Genomic DNA, 20,262 nt, shown 5'->3' on the forward strand with positions numbered 1-20,262 from the left:
AGCCTTTATTCTACGAATGCTTCGTCCCGTTTTTTGCGCAGGGATGGCAACAGAACTACAGCCAATGCGATAACCGAGATGGCCAGCATGGTCGCGCTGATCGGGCGCTGCAGGAAAATCATCGGATCACTGCGCGACAGCAGGAGAGCACGACGCAGATACTCTTCCATCATCGGCCCGATAATGAAGCCCAGCAGCATCGGCGCGGGCTCGCATCCGAGCTTGGCGCAGATATAACCGAATACGCCGAAGGCAGCCATCAGGAACACGTCGAATTCTGTGTTGGACAGGCTGAACACACCGATGGCACAGAACACCAGGATTCCCGGGTACAGGAAGTGGTAAGGCACCATGATCATGCGCACCCACATGCCGATCAGCGGCAGGTTCAGCACGACCAGGAAGAAATTACCGATCCACATCGATGCGATGATGCCCCAGAACAGCGCTGGCTGTTCCGTCATCACCGCCGGTCCCGGCTGGATGCCCTGGATGATCATCGCACCAATCATCAGCGCCATGACAGGGTTGGACGGAATGCCCAGCGTCAGCATCGGGATGAAGGATGTCTGGGCGCCGGCATTATTGGCCGATTCGGGCGCAGCCACGCCTTCGATCGCGCCTTTCCCGAACTCCGCGGAATTCTTCGATACCTTCTTCTCGAGCGAATAGGCGGCGAATGAAGACAGCATGGCACCACCGCCCGGCAGAATGCCGAGCGCCGAACCCAGGACGGTGCCGCGCAAGACCGGCGCCACCATGCGCTTGAAGTCATCCTTGCTAGGCCATAGGCGTCCGACCTTCGCCAGCACCGAGCGGCTTTCTTCCTGCTCGAGGTTGGAAATGATCTCACCCAGGCCGAACATGCCCATGGCGACGACGACGAAATTGATGCCATCGGCCAGTTCCGGCAGGTCGAAGGTATAGCGTGGCGTGCCCGAGTTGACGTCGGTGCCGATCAATCCGAGCAGGAGGCCGACGATGATCATGCCGATGGCGCGCAGCAGCGAGCCATGTGCCAGCACCACCGAAGCGACCAGGCCGAGGACCATCAAGGAAAAGTATTCCGCCGGACCGAAGCGCAGCGCGATGTCCGCCAACGGCGGCGCAAACAGTGCAAGGATCACCGTTGCCACGCAACCTGCAAAGAAGGATCCGAGAGCGGCGGTCGCCAGTGCGACGCCCGCGCGGCCATTACGCGCCATCTTGTAGCCGTCGATGGCGGTGACCACAGATGATGATTCGCCCGGCAGGTTGACCAGGATGGCAGTGGTCGAGCCACCGTATTGCGCGCCATAGTAAATACCCGACAACATGATCAGCGAGGACACCGGCGGCAGCGTGAAGGTCGCCGGCAGGAGCATCGCGATGGTGGCCGTCGGTCCGAGACCGGGCAAAACCCCGATGGCGGTGCCGAGAAACACGCCAATCAGGCAGTACAACATATTGGTCAGGTTCAGTGCCGTATCGAACCCGACCGCGAGGTTACTTAAGATTTCCATTGACCTTCCCCTTTAGAAACCGAACCAGGAGCCGAACATCGGCATCGGCAAGCTCAGTCCCTTGACGAACACCAGCACGCTGAATACCGCCATGAATACCGCAACCGCCAGGAAGGGCAGCACCTTGAACCTGCTGCTTGCAAAGCCGCTCACCATGACGAGCACGATCACGGACAGGAACAGGCCGGCCCCACGCAAGAGAAAGCCGAACAGGACGACCGACAGCGTCACCAGGGCGATGTTCTTGAAGACCAGTTTTTCCACCGGCTCGCCCTGCAATACAAAGGAACGGATGACGGATACTGCGCCGATGATCCCGAGCAGGCCGCCGAGGATTGTCGGGAAATAGGCCGGGCCCATGCGAGCCGCCGAACCCATTGAATAGTCGCGACCGACGAAAATCGCGACCAGGGCGAAAGCAATGAAGATGACCCCCGACCAGAAGTCCTTCGGATTACGTATGAATGCAGGCACGTTAATCTCCTAAGTTGCTGCTTTGTTCAGATGATGTCTTCGCCGTGCCTTGCCGGCATCCGACTGCTGCTGCAGCCAAGGGCTGGAAAAGCAGCCGCGCGAATTTATTGTGGGGTGGAGATAGTACAACGTATTGTTGCAACTGAGCAATGCCAAGGCAAATGACTTTCATTTTCCCACTGAGCCGCCTCGTCAAGACAGACGGCGGCAACGGGACTGGAGGTGGCTCAAGGCAGGTGCCGGCTGCGGGCAGTGTTGCAGAGGCCTCGCCCGCGGCATGTTTTGCGGCTCTCCCCTGCATCGCTTCTGGATGCGGCGATTGCCGCATCCAGAGAGGCACCGGCCTGTCCGTCAGTCGAGCGTGATATTGCCCTTTTCGATGACGGACCTCCAGCGCGCCAATTCCTGTGCCTGGAATTTCGCGAACTGCTCCGGCGTATTGGCGACGATCTCGAACCCCTCGCCCTGGAGGCGGTTCTTGATTTGCGGATCCTGCAGTGCATGTACGGTCGCGTCAAACAGCTTCTTCTTGATATCCGCCGGCAAGCCCTTGGGCGCGGCCACGCCCTGCCAGGAATAGACATCCACGCCGCTTACGCCGGCTTCGGCCAGGGTGGGAACCTGGGGCAGCACTTCCGCGCGCTTGTCACCGGTAATCGCCAGCGCCTTCAGCTTGCCAGCCTTGATATGGCTGAGCACCGCATTGATGTTCTGGAATGAGACATCGGCGTGACCGCCAATCAGGTCCGTGATGGCGGGCGCGCCCCCTTTGTACGGGACATGCAATCCGCTGGTTCCGGATTTTTGCCAGAACAATGCCGCGGTCAGATGATCGGAACTGCCCGAGCCGGAAGATGCGAAGGAAACCTTGTCGGGATTTTTCTTGAGATAAGCGATCAGTTCAGCGACGTTATTGGCCGGGAACTGCGGATTGGCGACCAGCACGTTGGGGGCGCGTACGGCGACCGTCAGCAAGTCGAAATCCTTTGAAGGATCATAGGCCAGCTTCTTTTGCAGGACGGGATTGACGGAATAGACGCCGATGGATGCCACCATGAAGGTATAGCCATCCGGAGCCGCATTCTTGACAAAGCCGGCGCCGATCGCGCCGGTTGCGCCGGCACGGTTTTCGACCACGATCGGCTGACCGAGCTGCTCCTGCATCTTGGGAGCGAGCGCGCGCGTGAGGGCATCGGTCGATCCGCCCGGCGGGAAGGGGACAACGGCGGTAATCGGTTTCGACGGCCACTTGTCCTGGCCGACGGCGGGCAGGGCGATCGCTGCAAGGGAAAGGGCCGCAGCCAGGATGGCAGTTCTGCGATGCATGGTCATGATGTCTTCTCCATATCGTTTAAAGAAAGGGATGCGGTTCTCCGACCGCTTCTACAGATATTTTTTGTCAGGCAAAGGTATAGGCGGTCTTTACCTGCGTATAGAATTCCGCCGCATACCTGCCCTGCTCGCGCGGCCCGTAGCTTGAGCCTTTGCGGCCGCCAAAGGGCACGTGGTAATCGACGCCGGCCGTGGGCAGGTTGACCATCACCATGCCGGCTTCCGCATTGCGCTTGAAATGGCTCGCATATTTCAGGCTGGTGGTTGCGATGCCGGACGCCAGGCCGAACGGTGTGTCGTTGGCGGCAAGCAGGGCTTCTTCATAATTCCTGACCCGCATGACGGCGACCACCGGGCCAAAGATTTCTTCACGATAGATGCGCATGTCACGGCCGACGTCGGTAAACAAGGCCGGCGCGAGATAGAAACCGGGGTTGTCGCGTTTGAGGATTTCGCCGCCGGCTGCCAGAATCGCGCCTTCCGCCTTGCCGATTTCAATGTAGGAAAGGTCTTGCTCGAACTGGTTCTTGTCGACCACCGGGCCGATCTGCGTGCCCGGCTTGAGCGCGTCGTCGATCACCAGCGTCTTCATGCGCTCCGTCATCGCACGAACGAATTTGTCGTGGATGCCCTCGGTCACAATGACGCGCGATGAGGCTGTGCAGCGCTGACCGGTGGAAAAGAAGCCACTGTTGATTGCGCATTCGACTGCGACATTGATGTCCGCATCATCCAGCACGACGAAGGGATTCTTGCCGCCCATCTCGAGTTGAAACTTTTTCATGCTGCCGATGCAGGCTGCCGCCACCTTGCGTCCTGTCGCCACGGAGCCGGTGAAGGTGACCGCTGCAACATCCGGGTGCTCAAGGATGGTTTGTCCGACTTCCCCGCCCCGGCCGTTGACCAGGTTGAATACGCCGGCAGGCACACCGGCGCGGACAATGATTTCCGACAGAGCATGGGCCATGGCCGGCACCAGGTCGGCCGGCTTGAACACCACGCAATTGCCATAGGCGAGTGCCGGCGCAATTTTCCATGCCGGAATCGCGATCGGAAAATTCCAGGGCGTGATGATGCCGATCACGCCCATCGGTTCGCGCGTGATTTCGATATCGATGTTGGGGCGCACGGATGGCAGCTTTTCCCCGGCAAGCCGCACGCACTCCGCGGCGAAGAAGAGGAAGATTTGCGCCGCACGCACTGTTTCGCCTATTCCTTCGGCCAGCGTCTTGCCTTCTTCGCGCGACAGCAGGCGTCCGAGCTCGTCCTTGCGCGCGAGAATTTCGTCGCCGATGCGCTTCAGGATGTCATGCCGCTCCTGTACCGAGGAGCGCGACCATGCGGGAAATGCCGCCTTGGCCGCCTGGATGGCACGTTCGGTGTCGGCCTTGCTGGCACGAGGGAAGCGGCCAATGACGTCATTGGTGTTCGACGGATTGATATCGTCCGCCGCGTCGGTCGCGTCGACCCACTCGCCGGCAATATAGTTTTTCGGGTTGCTCATCGCACTACTCCATGTCCTTGGGATGATAGTCGGGCCTCAGCGGCCCTTCTCCTTGCGCCATGCCGCGAAGTCGACGCGAGTCTGCTCGTCGGTCGGCGGATACAGGCCGAGGATGGAACGGCCCTTCAGCACTTCTTCGGTGACGAAATCTTCGAACGCCGTCATCTCCACCGCTTCATCTGCGATTTCATCTGCAATATGCGCCGGGATCACGATCACGCCCTCGCCGTCGCCGACGACGACATCGCCCGGAAACACCGGCACGTCGCCGCAGCCGATTGGCACATTGATATCGAGTGCCTGGTGCAGCGTCAGGTTGGTCGGGGCAGAAGGGCGATTGTGGTAAGCGGGGATCGCCAGCCTGGCGATCTCCGGCGAATCGCGGAAGCCGCCATCGGTGACGACACCAGCGACGCCGCGCACCATCAGGCGCGATACCAGGATCGACCCTGCCGAGGCGGCACGCGCATCCTTGCGGCTGTCAATCACCAGCACGGCGCCGGGCGGGCATTCTTCGACCGCCTTGCGCTGCGGGTGGGCGCGATCCTGGAACACGGTGATCGGATTCAGATCTTCGCGTGCCGGGATGTAGCGCAAGGTGTACGCTTCGCCGACCATCGTGCCTGCTTGCGGATTGAGCGGGCGAACATCCTGGATGAACTGATTGCGCAGTCCGCGCTTGTACAGCGCGGTGCACAGGGTGGCAGTGCTGACTGTTTTGAGCTTGTCGCGGGTCGCCTGGGTAAGCCGGGTCATGCTGGTTCCAATCCTTAAAAGATGTCTGGTTCGCCGACGGGCGCGCCAAAATCGGTTTGCAAAAAGTCGAAGTCGCAGCCCTCATTGGCCTGCTTGATGTGCCGCGAAAACATCCAGCCGTAGCCGCGCTCGAAGCGTGGCGGCGGCGCTACCCACTCCGCCTTGCGCCGGGCAAGGTCCTCGTCCGAGACCTCGAGATTGATGCTGCGGGCATCGATGTCGATGGAGATGAGGTCGCCGGTGCGCACCAGGGCCAGCGGCCCGCCGATATAGGCTTCCGGAGACACATGCAGGATGCAGGCGCCATAGCTGGTTCCGCTCATGCGGGCATCCGACATGCGCAGCATGTCGCGTACGCCTGCCTTGACGAGCTTTTTCGGGATCGGCAGCATGCCCCATTCCGGCATGCCCGGACCGCCCTGCGGGCCGGCGTTGCGCAGAATCAGGATATGGTCGGCAGTGACGTCCAGATCGTCGCTCTCGACCGCCGTCTTCATCGAGGGGTAATCGTCGAACACGAGCGCCGGTCCGGTATGCTTGAAGAAGCGCTTGTCGCAGGCGCTTGGCTTGATGACGCAGCCGTCCGGCGCAATATTGCCTTTCAATACCGCGAGCGCGCCTTCGTTGTACAGCGCATTGTCCAGCGTGCGGATCACATCGTCGTTGTAGACTTCCGCCCCCGCGATGTTTTCGCCCAGCGTCTTGCCCGTGACAGTCAGTACATCGAGGCGGAGCTTGTTACGCAGGCGGCCCATCAGGGCTGGAAGACCGCCGGCGTAATAGAAGTCTTCCATCAGGTACTTGTCGCCGCTCGGACGAATGTTGGCGATCACCGGTACCTTGCGGCTGGCAATATCGAAATCTTCCAGTCCGATATCGCAGCCGGCACGACGCGCCATGGCGATCAGATGGATGATGGCATTCGTGGAGCAACCCATCGCCATGGCCACCGCGATGGCGTTTTCAAAGGAGGCGCGCGTCTGAATCCTGGCAGGAGTCAGGTCTTCCCACACCATCTCGACGATGCGCCGGCCCGCTTCCGCGGACATGCGGATATGATTCGAGTCTGCAGCAGGGATGGAGGAAGCGCCGGGCAGGGTCATGCCGATGGATTCGGCAATCGCTGTCATGGTGCTGGCTGTGCCCATCGTCATGCAAGTACCGTAACTGCGGGCAATGCCGCCCTCCACGCCTATCCATTCTTCCCTCGTGATCTTGCCCGCACGCCGCTCATCCCAGAATTTCCAGGCATCCGAACCGGAGCCGAGCACCTTCCCCTTCCAGTTCCCGCGCAGCATTGGCCCCGCAGGTACATAGATCGCGGGGAGGCCGGCGCTGGTTGCGCCCATCAGCAAGCCGGGCGTGGTCTTGTCGCAGCCACCCATCAGCACCGCGCCATCGACCGGATGCGAACGCAGCAGCTCTTCCGTTTCCATAGCGAGGAAATTCCGGTACATCATCGTCGTCGGCTTGACGAAGTTTTCCGAGAGCGAAATGGCAGGCAATTCGATGGGAAAGCCGCCGGCCTGAAAGATACCGCGCTTGACGTCTTCAACCCGTTGCTTGAAGTGTGCGTGACAGGGATTGATGTCGGACCACGTGTTGACGATGCCGATGATCGGGCGATCGACCCAGTCTTCGGGTGCATACCCCATCTGCATGATGCGCGAGCGATGTCCGAAGGACCGCAGGTCGTCGGGAGCAAACCATTTGGCGCTGCGCAGTTCGGCTGGCGTTTTTCTGCGGGAAGTCATAAAGCCTTTTTTACTGGCATTAAGTAATGGAGTTAATAGAGCAAAAATTTTGTTGCTCGGGAAAATTAAAACACTAATATATTAGTGTGTCAACCGAAGCTCAATTGCTTTATGATTCACGCTATGCTTGCTTGCGTCTTCACCAGGCAAGGCCGCATACACTTCCACTCTTCATCTGCATGAGCGCCATCCCCCAACCCGCTTCCTACCGCCTCGACCGTTCCCGACACGCAGCCCCCCAGGTATTCGAGCATTTGCGCGAACTGATCATTTCGATGACGCTGGCACCGGGCACGGTACTGTCCCGTGCCGAACTGGCGAATCAGTATGGAATCAGCCAGACCCCCGTGCGCGACGCGCTGATCCGGCTGGGCGAAGAGCATCTCGTGGATATTTTTCCCCAGCATGCAACCGTGGTAAGCCGCATCGACATCGCCCTGGCGCGGCAGGCGCATTTCCTGCGGCGCTCGGTGGAACTCGAAGTGGTGCTGACGCTGGCAAAGAATACCGATCCGGCGCTCGTCGAGCGCCTGCGCTTGAGCCTGGCGCGACAGCGCGCCATGCTGGAAGCGGAGGATTTCCCGGAATTCTCGGTAAACGACCAGGCGTTCCACAAGCTGATGTATGAAGCCGCGCAAGTGCCGGACCTGTGGCCGCTCGTGCGCCGCCAAAGCGGCCACCTCGACCGCCTGCGGCGCCTGCACCTGCCGATTCCGGGCAAGGCGAAGGCCATCCTGCAAGACCATACCGCGATCGTCGAGGCGATCGCAAAAGGGGACCCGGTCGAAGCGCAGGAATGCCTGCGCAGGCATTTGTCCGGAACGCTCTCGAATCTGGAAGAAATCCGCGCCCGCTTTCCGGATTATCTCAAGGCCTAGCAATCCGTCTTTAAGCAGCAAACCTTACGCCTTGCTGCCCCTGCTCCTGGCGTGCGTCTCGCAATAGAGGCCGTTCGGCCCATGGCCGCGCGGACGGTTGCATTGGAGCGTGACCAGGGTGGCCCGGCCAGTCTGGATAATTGGCTGAACGCAGCAGCGCTTGTTTTCGGGAATAGTGCCATTGTCGCCGCCGACGCCGTACCGGCGTTCCTTGCTCGTAGATTCCATCTTGCCCTCCCTGGCTGACGGTTATCGCATGCTTGTAATAACGAGATGGTAAACCGGCCCTCGCAGTGCGTGAATCTTTTTTCATGCAGGCCAGTGCACTGCTGGTACCAATGCAACGTGGATGTCGCGGCTATCGGCACGGCAGCCGCGACAATAAAAAAGGGCCTGCGCACCGCAAGCCCTTGCACGTATTTCGATTTCGCGCCCGACAGGCGCCTGGCATCATTTGCCCGGCAGCTTGCCCTGCACGCCTTCGACGTAATAATCCATCTTGTTCAGAGCATCATCGCTCAGCACGCCTTTCTCGAGCCGCACCTTGCCTTCATTGTCCCTGACCGGTCCAGCGAACGGCGCCAGGGTGCCAGCGATCATTTCCTTCTCCTTGGCCTGCACCAGCTGCTTCACATCCGCCGGAACGGCCGGACCGAAACCCTCGAGCTTGACCATGCCTTCCTTGATGCCGCCCCAGACGCTGGTCGGCTTCCATGTTCCGTTCAGGACTGACTCGGCTGCCTTGGTGTAGTAATCGCCCCAGTGGTGGGTAACTGCTGCCAGCTGCGCCTTCGGCCCGTATTTCTTCATGTCGGAATGGTACGCGATGGCATACTTGCCCTTCTCTTCCGCTGCCTGCACCACCGCGTGCGAATCGGTGTGATGGGTGATGACATCGGCGCCCTGGCCCATCAGCGTCAGAGCCGCATCGCGCTCCTTGCCCGGATCGAACCAGCTGTTGGCCCAGATGACTTTCACTTCCGCCTTCGGATTCACGCTGCGCATGCCGCGGGTGAAGGCATTGATCCCCTGCAGCACTTCCGGAATCGGGAATGCGCCGACATAGCCGGCGACATTGGTCTTGGTCATTTTCCCGGCCAGCACGCCCGCTAGGTAACGGCCTTCATAGAAGCGGGCATTCACGCTCGCCATGTTGGGAGCGGTCTTGTAGCCGGTCACATGCACGAATTTCACGTCCGGGAATTGCTTGGCCACCTTCAGCGTCGGGTTCATGTAGCCGAAGGAAGTCGTGACGATCAGCTTGTTGCCCTGTTGCGCAAGATCGCGAATCACGCGCTCGGCGTCCGCGCCTTCCGGCACATTCTCGACATACTTGGATGTCACTTTGCCGCCCAGGCTCTTTTCCATCTGCTTGCGGCTGATGTCATGCTGCCAGGTCCAGCCGGCATCGCCGATCGGGCTGACGTACACGAAACCGACAGAAAGGGGAGCGGGATCGGCGGCGGATGCTGCGGGAGCAAGCGCCACGGCAGGCAGCATGGCCAGTGCGGACAATGCGCGCATGAAGCTTTTCGTCATGGTTTTCCTCTAGGTGTGGCTCCCGCTTATCTACCGATGGACACGCCGAGCGGGAAAAACAGCGCAATGCTTGAACATCGCCGTGCGACATCCGATCCGGGCTCAAACCGATGCAAGCCCGACCGGAACCGGCAACATTCCGGCGGCATTATCGCACGCGCCTGTTTGCGAATAAACCAAGCCTGCTCGCCATTCCTCTGTTGAAAATCGGTGTTCAGCCCGGATTGAAGTTTTTCCCCAGGGAGGCCGGCATGTTCAGCCGAATCCAGCTGGCATTGCTCGATATCAGCACCAGCACGATGATCGTTGCGACATAAGGGAGCATCGACAGCCATTGGGAAGCGATTGCGACACCAAGGCCCTGGATATAGAAGGCGAGAATGGTGATGCCGCCGAACAGATAGGCGCCGATCAGTACCCGCGCCGGCCGCCAGGTAGCGAAGGTGGTCAGGGCCAGCGCGATCCAGCCGCGCCCGCCCACCATGCCTTCGACCCACATCGGCGTATATACCAGCGACATGAAGGCGCCCGCCAGCCCGCAGCAGGCGCCACCGAAGAGCAGGGCTGCCAGGCGGATCCTGCGCACGTTATAACCGAGCGCATGGGCGGAGGCCGGCGATTCGCCGACCGCGCGCAGCACCAGGCCGGCCCGGGTTCGATACAGGAACCAGGTGATGGCTGCGCACAGGAGCAGCGACAGGTACACCATTGGATGATGCCGGAACAAGGCCTGCCCGAGGAACGGAATGTCGGCCAGGAAGGGAAGCGCGAATTTCGCGCTTTCCAGGCTGTGGCTCACGTAGTCGATTCCGATATAGGCGGACGCGCCGCTGCCAAACAATGCCAGGGCCAGTCCGGTTGCATACTGGTTCGTGCCCAGCCAGACGGTCAGCAATGCGAAGAACGCAGCCAGCAGCATGCCCGAGCCGGCGCCGGCGAGGAAGCCAAACGTCGCGCTGCCGGTCTTGACGGCAGTCGCAAAGCCGACGATTGCCGCCACCAGCATCATGCCCTCGGCGCCAAGATTGACGACGCCGGACTTTTCATTGACCAGCAGGCCGAGCGCCGCCAGCATCAGCGGCGTGCCGGCCACGATAGCCGCGGCGATCAGCGGCGCCATGGAAGACAGGAAGCTCTCCATCATTTCCCCCAGCGTAATTTGTAGTGGATCAGCACATCGCAGGCCAGGAGCGAAAACAGCAGGATGCCCTGGAAGACGCCGGTGATCGCATTCGGCATGCCAAGTCGTGATTGCGACAGTTCGCCGCCGATGTAGAACAGCGCCATGATGAAACTGGAAAACACCACGCCGACCGGATGCAGCCGGCCGACAAAAGCCACGATGATGGCCGCGAATCCATAGCCGGGCGAAACCGAGGGCGTCAGCTGGCCGATCGGCCCCATCACTTCCGCCACGCCAGCGAGCCCGGCCAGCGCGCCGCACACCAGCATCGACATCCACAGCGACTTGCGCGCGGAAAAGCCGGCATAGCGCGCCGCTGCCGGCGCCATGCCGCCGACCTGCAGGCGGAAGCCGGCAAAGCTCCTGGACAGGAACAGCCAACCGAGCACGGAAGTGATCAAGGCGAACACGATGCCCAGGTGCAGGCGCGTGCCGGGCAGGACAATAGGCAGCAGGAAGCCTTCGGACAGCATGCGCGATTGCGGAAAATTGAAGCCTTCCGGATCGCGCAGCGGACCGTGCACCAGCAGGCTGAGCAGAAGCTGCGCGACATACACCAGCATCAGCGACACCAGGATTTCATTCGCATTGAAACGGTCGCGCAGCCAGGCGGTGATCGCCGCCCACGCCATGCCGCCCAGCATGCCGGCCACCAGGACCGTGATGATCATCAGCGCACCGCCGCGCTCGCCCTGGTCGAAGAACAGCGCAGCCGCGCCGCCGGTGATTGCACCCAGTACCAGCTGCCCTTCGGCGCCGATGTTGAACACATTCGCGCGAAAACAGATTGCCAGGCCGACGGCTATCAGCAACAGCGGCGCCACCTTGATGCCGACTTCCGACCAGCCGCGCACATCCTTGATCGGTTCGATGAAAAATACCGACAGGCCGGCCAGCGGATCTTTTCCCAATGCCGCAAACAGGATCGCGCCGCATGCCACCGTCAACAGCACCGCCAGCACGGGTGACATCCAGGACATCAGGACCGATGGGTTCGGCCTGCGCTCGAGCTTAAGCATTTGCCGCCTCCTGCGATGCGCCCTCGTCCTTCCACAATCCGCTCATCCATTGGCCGATGAGCCCGATCGTCGCTTCCGAGCGCTTGATGGCGGGCGACACCCGTCCTTTCGCAATCACCATCAACCGATCCGAGATTTCAAACAATTCATCCAGCTCCTCCGAGATGACCAGCAAGGCACAGCCGGCATCGCGCAAAGCCACCAGTTCGGCGCGGATCTGGGCCGAAGCGCCGACATCCACGCCCCAGGTCGGTTGCGCCACGATCAATACCTTCGGGTTGCGCATGACTTCGCGTCCGACGATGTATTTCTGCAGATTGCCCCCGGAAAGACTGCCTGCGGTGGCCGCGGGGCCGGCTGCCTTGACCTTGAAGCGCTTGATGATGTCTCCCGCGATCCGGGTGAGCGCGGCGGTTTTCACCATGCCGTATTCGACTGTCGCGGAGGTCTGGTGCGACAGCAGGATATTCTTGGCCAGCGACAGGTCCGGCACCGCGCCGCGCCCCAGCCGCTCCTCCGGCACGAATCCGAGCCCGTGCGCGCGCCGCTGCGCGGCATTGAGCCGGCCGACCGGCACGCCCTCGAGAGAAATCGCGTCAGCCACTGCGCGCGTGTCTTCGCCGGACAGCGCTGCCAGCAATTCCTGCTGGCCGTTGCCGGATACGCCGGCCAGGCCCAGGATTTCCCCGGCATGCAAATCGAAACTGATATCGTCAAGCGCGGTCGCGAACGGATGGCTTTTTGGCAGCGACAGGCTGCGCACCACAAGTTTCTTTTCGCCCGGCACCCGCTCGCTGGCATGGATGGCCGGCGGCTCCGCACCCGTCATCATGCGCGACAGGCTGGCAGCGGTTTCCTGGCGCGGATCGCAAACGCCGGTGACCTTGCCGGCGCGCAGCACGGTGCAGCTGTGGCACAGGGCGCGGATTTCATCGAGCTTGTGGCTGATGTAAAGAATGCTGCAGCCTTCGGCTGCCAGCTTGCGCAGGGTCTCGAACAGCTTCTCGACCGCCTGCGGCGTCAGGACCGAAGTCGGTTCATCCAGAATCAAGAGCTGCGGCCTGGCGAGCAGTGCACGCACGATTTCCACCCGCTGGCATTCCCCGACCGACAGAGTATGCACATGCCGCTGCGGTTCCAGGTCCAGGCCATACTGGCGCGCCATGGAAGTGATGCGCTGGCCGAGTTCGTCGAGCCGGGTGTTGCGCGGCAGGCCGAGGGCGATGTTTTCCGCCACGGTCAGGGTATCGAACAGGGAAAAATGCTGGAACACCATCGCGATGCCCAGTTGCCGGGCGGCGGCAGGATTGGCGATATGTACTTCCTGGCCATTCCAGAACACCTTGCCTGCGTCCGGCTTGACCGCGCCGTAAATGATCTTCATCAGGGTCGACTTGCCGGCACCGTTTTCGCCGAGCACGGCATGGATTTCACCCGGACGCACGTCCAGGTCAATGCCGTCGTTGGCCACCACCGATGGATAAGTCTTTGTGATCTTGCTCAGTCTTAGGCGGATATCCATTCTTCGTTCAGGTCAAGTTTACTGAGCAGAAACATGCAGCAGCGGCACAGGCAAGAATACCGGGCCCGGGAGCATGTTCTCCTTGTCTTCTCGCCGTTCTCGAGAAGGCGTTCTGTACCGCGGAGGAAAGTTGCAGATTGTAGGCGAATTATCATTGCCGCAAAACAAATCTTGCATTGACAATTTTTCAAATGCCGAAGCCGCCATCATTCCGGTTTTCATGGGTCTCGATGTATACGAAATTTGATATACCAAGTATGCCTGTGGCGAACTGACGCCCGAGAATGCTTCTTGCATGATTCACCAATAAAGCCGAAATGCACCGGCCGTGCACGCACGTGCATTCCGACCCGGTATGCGCATGACCGGCGATCGTAGGCCAGCCCGGCCCTCCGGTGATATAGGCAACCGCCAGACCCGCCACCCAGGCACCATCACGCAACGCAAAGGACAAGCATGTCTGAACCGATTCGTTTCTATTACCGCGGCGCGGTCCAGTCCGTGGCCGACGCTTCGCCCACGCAAACCATACTCCAGTTTGTCCGGGAAAACATGCATTGCACCGGCACCAAGGAAGGCTGCGCCGAGGGCGATTGCGGCGCCTGCACCGTGGTCATCGGCGAAGCCAAGGATGGCAATACCGAACTAAAGGCGGTGAATTCCTGCATCCAGTTCCTGCCGACGCTGGACGGGAAAGCCCTGTTCACCGTGGAAGATCTGAAGCAGCCCGATGGTGAACTGCATCCGGTGCAGCAGGCCATGGTCGAATGCCACGGATCGCAGTGCGGGTTCTGCACGCCGGGCTTTGTAATGTCGCTGTGGGCGCTGTACCTGAAGCAGGAAGGCCGGCAGGAACCTCTTTCGCGCAAGGAAATCGACGATGCCCTGTCCGGCAACCTGTGCCGCTGCACCGGCTACCGTCCAATCATCGATGCCGCTCAGCGCATGTGCGAGCTGCCAAAAGCAGGCTTCGACCGGGAAGCCGTCAGCCAAGCCTTGCAGGCCTTGCAGCGCAAGGAAATGTTTGTCTACCGCCAGGGCGGCCAAACTTTTTATGCCCCGCTCACCCTGGAGCAACTGACCAAGGTGCGTGCCGAACATCCGGACGCCGTGATCCTGTCCGGCTCCACCGATGTCGGCCTCTGGGTCACCAAGCAGATGCGCAATCTGGGCGACATCATCTATATCGGACAGGTCGCGGAACTGAAAACCGTCACCGAGAAAGATGGCAAGCTGGAAATCGGCGCCGGCGTACCGCTGGAAGAAGCGTACAACCTTCTGTGCCGCCATCATGAAAAGGAGCTGGCGGAACTGCGTCAGCGCTTCGCTTCGCTGCCGATCCGCAATGCCGGCACGCTCGGCGGCAATGTCGCCAACGGTTCCCCGATCGGCGATTCCGCGCCCTGGCTGATCGCGCTCGGCGCGGAAGTGGTCTTGCGCAGCAGCGCGGGACGGCGAGTCCTGCCGCTGGAAGATTTCTACCTGGGGTACCAGAAGAAGGATTTGCAGCCGGGCGAATTCGTCGAAGCGGTAAGCGTGCCCCTGCCCCGTCCGGGACTTCGCTTCCGCACCTACAAGCTGGCCAAGCGCTTCGACCAGGATATTTCCGCGGTATGCGCCGCCTTCGCCATCACGCTGGAAGGCAATGTCATCCAGAGCGCCCGAATTGCCTACGGCGGTATGGCGGCGACATCGAAGCGCGCAAGCAAGGCGGAAGCGGCACTGACCGGCCGCGAATGGAATGAAGCCACCCTGAATGCGGCGGCCCAGATGCTGGAACAGGATTACGCGCCGCTCACCGACATGCGGGCCAGCAGCGCCTACCGGATGAAAACGGCGCAAAACCTGCTGCGCCGCTTTTGGCTGGAAACCCGCAACGATGCGCCGCTGTCTACCGAAGCGGTCAACGTGTTTGCCTGCGCCTAGCCACCGGAGTCCCTCATGAATACACAGACCGAATCCTTCCTGAAGCAAGCGGCCGGCTCCTGGGCAGAAGTCGGGCAGTCGCATCCGCATGAATCCGCCGTGCTGCATGTGCTCGGCGAAGCGATCTACACCGATGACATCCCGGAACTGCAGGGCACCCTGCATGCCGCACTCGGCCTGTCGGCGAAAGCGCACGCGAACATCCGCGCCATCGATCTCGAAGCCGTCCGCGAGGCGCCGGGCGTGGTCGCGGTCTACATCGCAAAGGACATTCCGGGCGTCAACGATTGCGGCCCCATCATCCACGACGACCCGATCCTGGCGGACGGCGTGGTGCAGTATGTCGGGCAGCCAATTTTCATCGTGGTGGCCGACAGCCACGACAATGCACGGCGTGCGGCACGCCTAGCCAAGGTCGATTACGAGGAATTGCCAGCCATCCTGACCCCGCAGGAAGCCAAGCGCGCCCAGTCCTTCGTGCTGCCGCCGATGCATCTGGCGCGCGGCAACTTCGAGCGCGCCATCAGCCAGGCGCCGCACAAAGTCAAGGGCGAACTCTACGTCGGCGGGCAGGAACAGTTTTACCTGGAAGGCCAGATTTCCTATGCAGTGCCGAAGGAAGCGCAGGGCATGCTGGTCTATTGCTCAACCCAGCATCCGTCCGAGATGCAGCACGTGGTCGCCCATGCACTAGGCGTACATTCGCATCATGTGGTGGTGGAGTGCCGGCGCATGGGCGGTGGCTTCGGCGGCAAGGAATCGCAATCCGCGCTATGGGCTGCGGCCGCCGCCGTATGCGCCGCGCGCCTGAAGCGTCCGGTGAAGCTGCGCGCCGACCGCGATGACGACATGCTGGTCACCGGCAAGCGCCACTGCTTCCACTATGAATACGAATACGGCTACGACAGCGAAGGCCGCATCACCGCAGCCAAGGTCGAGATGGTGTCGCGCGCCGGCTTTTCCGCCGACCTGTCCGGCCCGGTGGCCACGCGCGCAGTCTGCCATGTCGACAATGCCTATTACTTGTCGGATGTCGACATCCGCGCGATGTGCGGCAAGACCAATACCCAGTCGAACACCGCCTTTCGCGGCTTCGGCGGTCCGCAGGGCGCGATCGTCACCGAATACGTGATCGATGAAATCGCGCGCAAGCTCGACAAGGATCCGCTCGACGTACGCCGGATCAATTTCTACGGCAGGAATGACGAAGAAGGCCGCAACGTCACGCAGTACGGCCAGAAGGTGAAAGACAATGTCATCCATGAGCTGGTGGATGAGATCGAAGCCAGCAGCGAATACCGGCAGCGCCGCACCGCAGTGCGGGCCTTCAACGAGAGCAGCCCGGTGCTGAAGAAAGGCATTGCGATCACGCCGGTCAAGTTCGGCATCGCCTTCAATGTCAGCCACCTGAACCAGGCCGGCGCTCTGGTGCATGTGTATGTCGACGGTTCGGTCCTGGTCAACCACGGCGGCACCGAAATGGGACAGGGCGTCAACACCAAGGTGGCGCAAGTGGTCGCGCATGAACTCGGCATCGAGCTCGCCCAAGTACGTGTGACTGCCACCGACACCAGCAAGGTCGCCAACACCTCGGCCACTGCGGCGTCCACCGGCGCCGACCTGAACGGCAAGGCGGCGCAGGATGCGGCGCGCCAGATTCGCGAGCGGCTGGCGGCATTTGCGGCAAAGATGTACAACGTGCCTGCCGAGTCGGTACGCTTCGCCGCCGGCATGGTGGAAGTGGCCGGCCGCGCCATTCCTTTTACCGACCTGGTGTCCGAAGCCTATACCGCGCGCGTGCAGCTGTGGTCAGACGGCTTTTATGCGACGCCCGGTCTGCACTGGGATTCCAAGACCATGACCGGCAGTCCGTTCTTCTACTTTGCCTATGGAGCGGCGGTGTCCGAGGTGGTGGTCGACACGCTCACCGGCGAATGGAAGCTGCTGCGGGCCGACGCGCTGTACGACGCCGGCAATTCGCTCAATCCGGCAATCGATATCGGCCAGGTCGAAGGCGGCTTCATCCAGGGCATGGGCTGGCTGACCACGGAAGAACTGTGGTGGAACGACCAGGGCAAGCTGATGACGCATGCGCCGTCGACCTACAAGATTCCGGCGGTGTCCGATTGTCCGCGCGACTTCCGCGTGCGGCTGTTCAACAACAGCAACGCCTCGGACAGCATCCACCGTTCCAAGGCGGTGGGCGAGCCGCCCCTGCTGCTGCCATTCTCGGTATTCTTCGCGATTCGCGATGCGATCGCGAGCGTCGGCAACTATCGCGTCAACCCGCCACTGAATGCGCCTGCGACCGCGGAAGAAATTCTGAATGCGGTGGATGCGGTGCGCGCCGCGGCCTGAACGATCAAACTGGATGCCGCCATGTCCGACTGGCTCTCTGCGCTCACCTTCCTCTGCGATGATGCCGTCCCGGCAGTGCTGGTGACGGTCATCGGCGTCGAAGGATCGAGTCCGCGCGAAGCCGGGGCGAAAATGGTGTTCACCCGCGACCGGCAATTCGACACCATCGGCGGCGGCCATCTCGAGTTGCGCGCCACGGAAGTTGCGCGCGAGATGCTGGCAAGCGCCGCGCCGGAGTACGAGCGGCGCATTCAGCGCTTTGCCCTCGGCCCCAGCCTCGGCCAGTGCTGCGGCGGCGTGGTGCACCTTTTGTTCGAGCCCATCGCTCCTGCCTCGCGCGAGTGGATCCGGCGCCTGCATGAGCGCCGCGCCGGCGGCCAGGATAGCTGGCGGCTGGTGGCCCTTGATGCCGCTGACGCGCCTGCCCTGCCCGCAGTGCTTGATGACGGCGGCAAAAGCCTGACCAACCAGGCAGCCGCGGTCGGCTTCGACCCGGAACAGCCCTGCCATATCGTGCAGGACAGCGCGGGGCGGCGCTGGCTGGTCGATCCCTGCCTTGCGCATCGTTCGCGCTTGTATCTGTTCGGCGCCGGCCATGTCGGCGCGGCGATCGTCCGCGCGCTAGCTGATCTGCCTTGCCAGGTGACCTGGGTCGACGAGCGCGAAGATATCTTTCCGGCGCAGGTGCCGCCCAACGTGAAGATCGAAGCAACCGATACGCCGGAAGCCGTGGTCGATGCGGCGCCCGCCGGCGCCAGCTACCTCGTGATGACGCACAGCCACGCGCTCGACCAGCGCCTGGCGGAAACCATCCTGTGCCGGCAGGATGTGGGCTGGTTCGGGCTGATCGGTTCGCAAACCAAGCGCACGCAATTCGAGCGCCGCCTGCGCGAGCGCGGGATTGCGCCGCAACGCCTGGCGGACATGACTTGCCCGATCGGCATCCCGGGCATCACCGGCAAGGCGCCGGCGGTCATCGCCGCCTCGGTATGCGCCCAGTTGCTGCTCCTGTGGGAAGCACAGGAGCGGGAGCGCCAAACCGCCAGCGACCGTATCCGGGCCATCGGCTGACTGCCGCCGGTTCGGAATCGACGAAAATCTCATTTTGAAAACTCAGGAAAGTCTTTGACGATGTCCGCTCCTTCGCCCTCCCGCGTCCAGGCCTATCGCGCCAGCATCCTGCACTTCCGCGCAGACCCCGCCTTCGACACCGATTCCCATGCCTGGCATGAAGACGGCCTGCTTATCGTCGAGGACGGACGGGTGCAGGCGGCCGGCGACTACGCGCAGCTGCGCCATACGCTGGCCGCGGATGTGCCGGTGCATGATTGCCGCGGCAAGCTGATCGTGCCCGGCTTCATCGACACGCATGTTCATTACCCGCAGACCGACATCATCGCCTCGCCCGCGCCCGGCCTTTTGCCTTGGCTCGAGACGTATACCTTCCCGGCGGAGCGCAAGTTTGCCGATCCGGGACATGCGCGCGAAGTGGCACGCTTTTTCCTGGACGAGCTGCTCCGCTGCGGTACCACCACCGCGATGGTCTATTGCACCGTGCATCCGGAATCGGTGGATGCGTTTTTTGCGGAAAGCGAAGCGCGCAAGCTGCGCATGGTGGCGGGCAAGATCATGATGGACAGGAATTGCCCGGAATTCCTGCGCGATACCGCGGAGGGCGGCGCGCGCGACAGTGAAGAACTGATCCGCAAATGGCACAAGCGCGGCCGTCAGCTGTATGCCCTCACGCCGCGCTTTGCGCCGACGTCCACCGAAGCCCAGCTGCAACTCACGGGCGAACTGGCGCGCCGCTATCCCGATACCTTCCTGCAGACCCATGTTGCGGAAAACACCGACGAAGTCGCCTGGGTCAAATCCCTGTTCCCGGCCTCGCGCAGCTACCTCGATGTCTACGACCATTACGGCATGCTGCGTCCGCGCGCCATGTTTGCGCACTGCATCTGGCTGGACGACCACGACCGGGCGCGCCTGCACGAAACCCGGGCCGCCGCTTCCATCTGCCCGACTTCCAACTTGTTCCTCGGCAGCGGCCTGTTCGACTTCGCCAGGGCGGATGCTGCGCGGGTGCCGCTGGCGCTGGCGACCGACGTCGGCGGCGGCACCTCGTTTTCCATGCTGCAGACGATGAACGAGGTGTACAAGGTGGCACGCATGGGCGGCACCTACCTGCCCGCCCTGCGCATGTTTTACCTGGCCACCCTGGGCAACGCGCGCAGCATGCAGCTCGAAGGCACGATCGGCAATTTCGCTCCCGGCACGGAAGCGGATTTTGTTGTTCTGGACCCACAGGCCACACCCCTGCTGAAGCGCCGGACGAGCCGCGCCAACGAGCTCGAGGAACTGCTGTTTGCACTGGCGCTGCTGGGGGACGACCGCACGGTAGCGGCCACTTACAGCGCCGGCCGCCGGGTGCATTTGCGGGCAGGTTCGGAGCACGCGGAGTTTGCCTCTTAGCAATAGATTTCGGTATCATCCGGTTCGCCTCGCATTAACAAGC

At 61.8% G+C, this 20,262-nt stretch carries 16 protein-coding genes; 5 read left to right on the forward strand and 11 right to left on the reverse strand.

Translation table 11 applies throughout. The annotated features are described in order from the left end of the window. Window positions 1-5 precede the first annotated feature (5 nt). The 6 genes from HGHM_RS15805 to araD form a co-directional block, all read right to left on the reverse strand. Entirely contained in the window at window positions 6-1,502 is a 1,497-nt protein-coding gene (locus HGHM_RS15805; RefSeq protein WP_019142524.1) for a tripartite tricarboxylate transporter permease, read from the reverse strand. Window positions 1,503-1,514: 12 nt separating this feature from the next. Beyond that, the gene (locus HGHM_RS15810; RefSeq protein ID WP_019142525.1) at window positions 1,515-1,976 is read right to left on the reverse strand and encodes a tripartite tricarboxylate transporter TctB family protein; all 462 of its coding nucleotides are present in this window, start codon (window positions 1,974-1,976) and stop codon (window positions 1,515-1,517) included. A gap of 351 nt (window positions 1,977-2,327) precedes the next feature. After that, window positions 2,328-3,308: a Bug family tripartite tricarboxylate transporter substrate binding protein gene (locus HGHM_RS15815; protein WP_019142526.1), complete on the reverse strand. Its 981-nt coding sequence runs from the start codon at window positions 3,306-3,308 to the stop codon at window positions 2,328-2,330. A gap of 67 nt (window positions 3,309-3,375) precedes the next feature. Continuing rightward, on the reverse strand, window positions 3,376-4,812 hold the full coding sequence (locus HGHM_RS15820; protein ID WP_019142527.1) for an aldehyde dehydrogenase family protein: 1,437 nt from the start codon (window positions 4,810-4,812) through the stop codon (window positions 3,376-3,378). A 36-nt stretch (window positions 4,813-4,848) separates the two neighbouring features. Beyond that, on the reverse strand, window positions 4,849-5,568 hold the full coding sequence (locus tag HGHM_RS15825) for a ribonuclease activity regulator RraA (RefSeq protein ID WP_019142528.1): 720 nt from the start codon (window positions 5,566-5,568) through the stop codon (window positions 4,849-4,851). A gap of 14 nt (window positions 5,569-5,582) precedes the next feature. Further along, on the reverse strand, window positions 5,583-7,322 hold the full coding sequence (araD, locus tag HGHM_RS15830) for an L-arabinonate dehydratase (RefSeq protein ID WP_019142529.1): 1,740 nt from the start codon (window positions 7,320-7,322) through the stop codon (window positions 5,583-5,585). Between the two features lie 179 nt (window positions 7,323-7,501). On the opposite strand from araD, the gene HGHM_RS15835 reads away from it, so the two are divergent. After that, window positions 7,502-8,200, forward strand: a complete 699-nt coding sequence (locus HGHM_RS15835; RefSeq protein WP_019142530.1) for a GntR family transcriptional regulator — start codon at window positions 7,502-7,504, stop codon at window positions 8,198-8,200. A gap of 24 nt (window positions 8,201-8,224) precedes the next feature. On the opposite strand, the gene HGHM_RS15840 is transcribed toward HGHM_RS15835, so the two are convergent. The 5 genes from HGHM_RS15840 to HGHM_RS15860 all read right to left on the reverse strand — a co-directional run bounded on the left by HGHM_RS15840 (window position 8,225) and on the right by HGHM_RS15860 (window position 13,463). Beyond that, entirely contained in the window at window positions 8,225-8,428 is a 204-nt protein-coding gene (locus HGHM_RS15840; protein WP_019142531.1) for a hypothetical protein, read from the reverse strand. A gap of 222 nt (window positions 8,429-8,650) precedes the next feature. Beyond that, entirely contained in the window at window positions 8,651-9,739 is a 1,089-nt protein-coding gene (locus HGHM_RS15845) for a BMP family ABC transporter substrate-binding protein (protein WP_019142532.1), read from the reverse strand. Window positions 9,740-9,953: 214 nt separating this feature from the next. Beyond that, entirely contained in the window at window positions 9,954-10,868 is a 915-nt protein-coding gene (locus tag HGHM_RS15850; RefSeq protein WP_026076095.1) for an ABC transporter permease, read from the reverse strand. 11 nt (window positions 10,869-10,879) lie between these two features. Then, window positions 10,880-11,941 (reverse strand): ABC transporter permease, encoded by a 1,062-nt coding sequence (locus HGHM_RS15855; protein ID WP_019142534.1) that lies wholly within the window; start codon window positions 11,939-11,941, stop codon window positions 10,880-10,882. Continuing rightward, window positions 11,934-13,463: an ABC transporter ATP-binding protein gene (locus HGHM_RS15860; protein ID WP_019142535.1), complete on the reverse strand. Its 1,530-nt coding sequence runs from the start codon at window positions 13,461-13,463 to the stop codon at window positions 11,934-11,936. The genes HGHM_RS15855 and HGHM_RS15860 overlap by 8 nt, the downstream gene beginning before the upstream one ends. Before the next feature lie 456 nt (window positions 13,464-13,919). Here HGHM_RS15860 and xdhA point away from each other — a divergent pair, with 456 nt between their 5' ends. The 4 genes from xdhA to guaD are packed head-to-tail and all read left to right on the forward strand — an operon-like array spanning window position 13,920 to window position 20,219. Continuing rightward, window positions 13,920-15,389 carry a xanthine dehydrogenase small subunit gene (gene xdhA / locus HGHM_RS15870; protein ID WP_019142537.1) on the forward strand — a complete coding sequence of 490 codons (1,470 nt, stop codon included), beginning with the start codon at window positions 13,920-13,922 and terminating at the stop codon, window positions 15,387-15,389. 15 nt (window positions 15,390-15,404) lie between these two features. After that, complete coding sequence (xdhB, locus tag HGHM_RS15875; RefSeq protein WP_019142538.1) at window positions 15,405-17,747, forward strand: xanthine dehydrogenase molybdopterin binding subunit; 2,343 nt, start codon at window positions 15,405-15,407, stop codon at window positions 17,745-17,747. A gap of 21 nt (window positions 17,748-17,768) precedes the next feature. Beyond that, window positions 17,769-18,818 carry a xanthine dehydrogenase accessory protein XdhC gene (gene xdhC, locus HGHM_RS21555; protein WP_019142539.1) on the forward strand — a complete coding sequence of 350 codons (1,050 nt, stop codon included), beginning with the start codon at window positions 17,769-17,771 and terminating at the stop codon, window positions 18,816-18,818. Window positions 18,819-18,878: 60 nt separating this feature from the next. Further along, window positions 18,879-20,219 (forward strand): guanine deaminase, encoded by a 1,341-nt coding sequence (gene guaD / locus HGHM_RS15885; protein WP_019142540.1) that lies wholly within the window; start codon window positions 18,879-18,881, stop codon window positions 20,217-20,219. Window positions 20,220-20,262 lie beyond the last annotated feature (43 nt).

The sequence above is a fragment of the Noviherbaspirillum massiliense JC206 genome (genome assembly GCF_000312045.1).
GTDB classification, from domain to species: Bacteria; Pseudomonadota; Gammaproteobacteria; order Burkholderiales; family Burkholderiaceae_D; genus Noviherbaspirillum; species Noviherbaspirillum massiliense.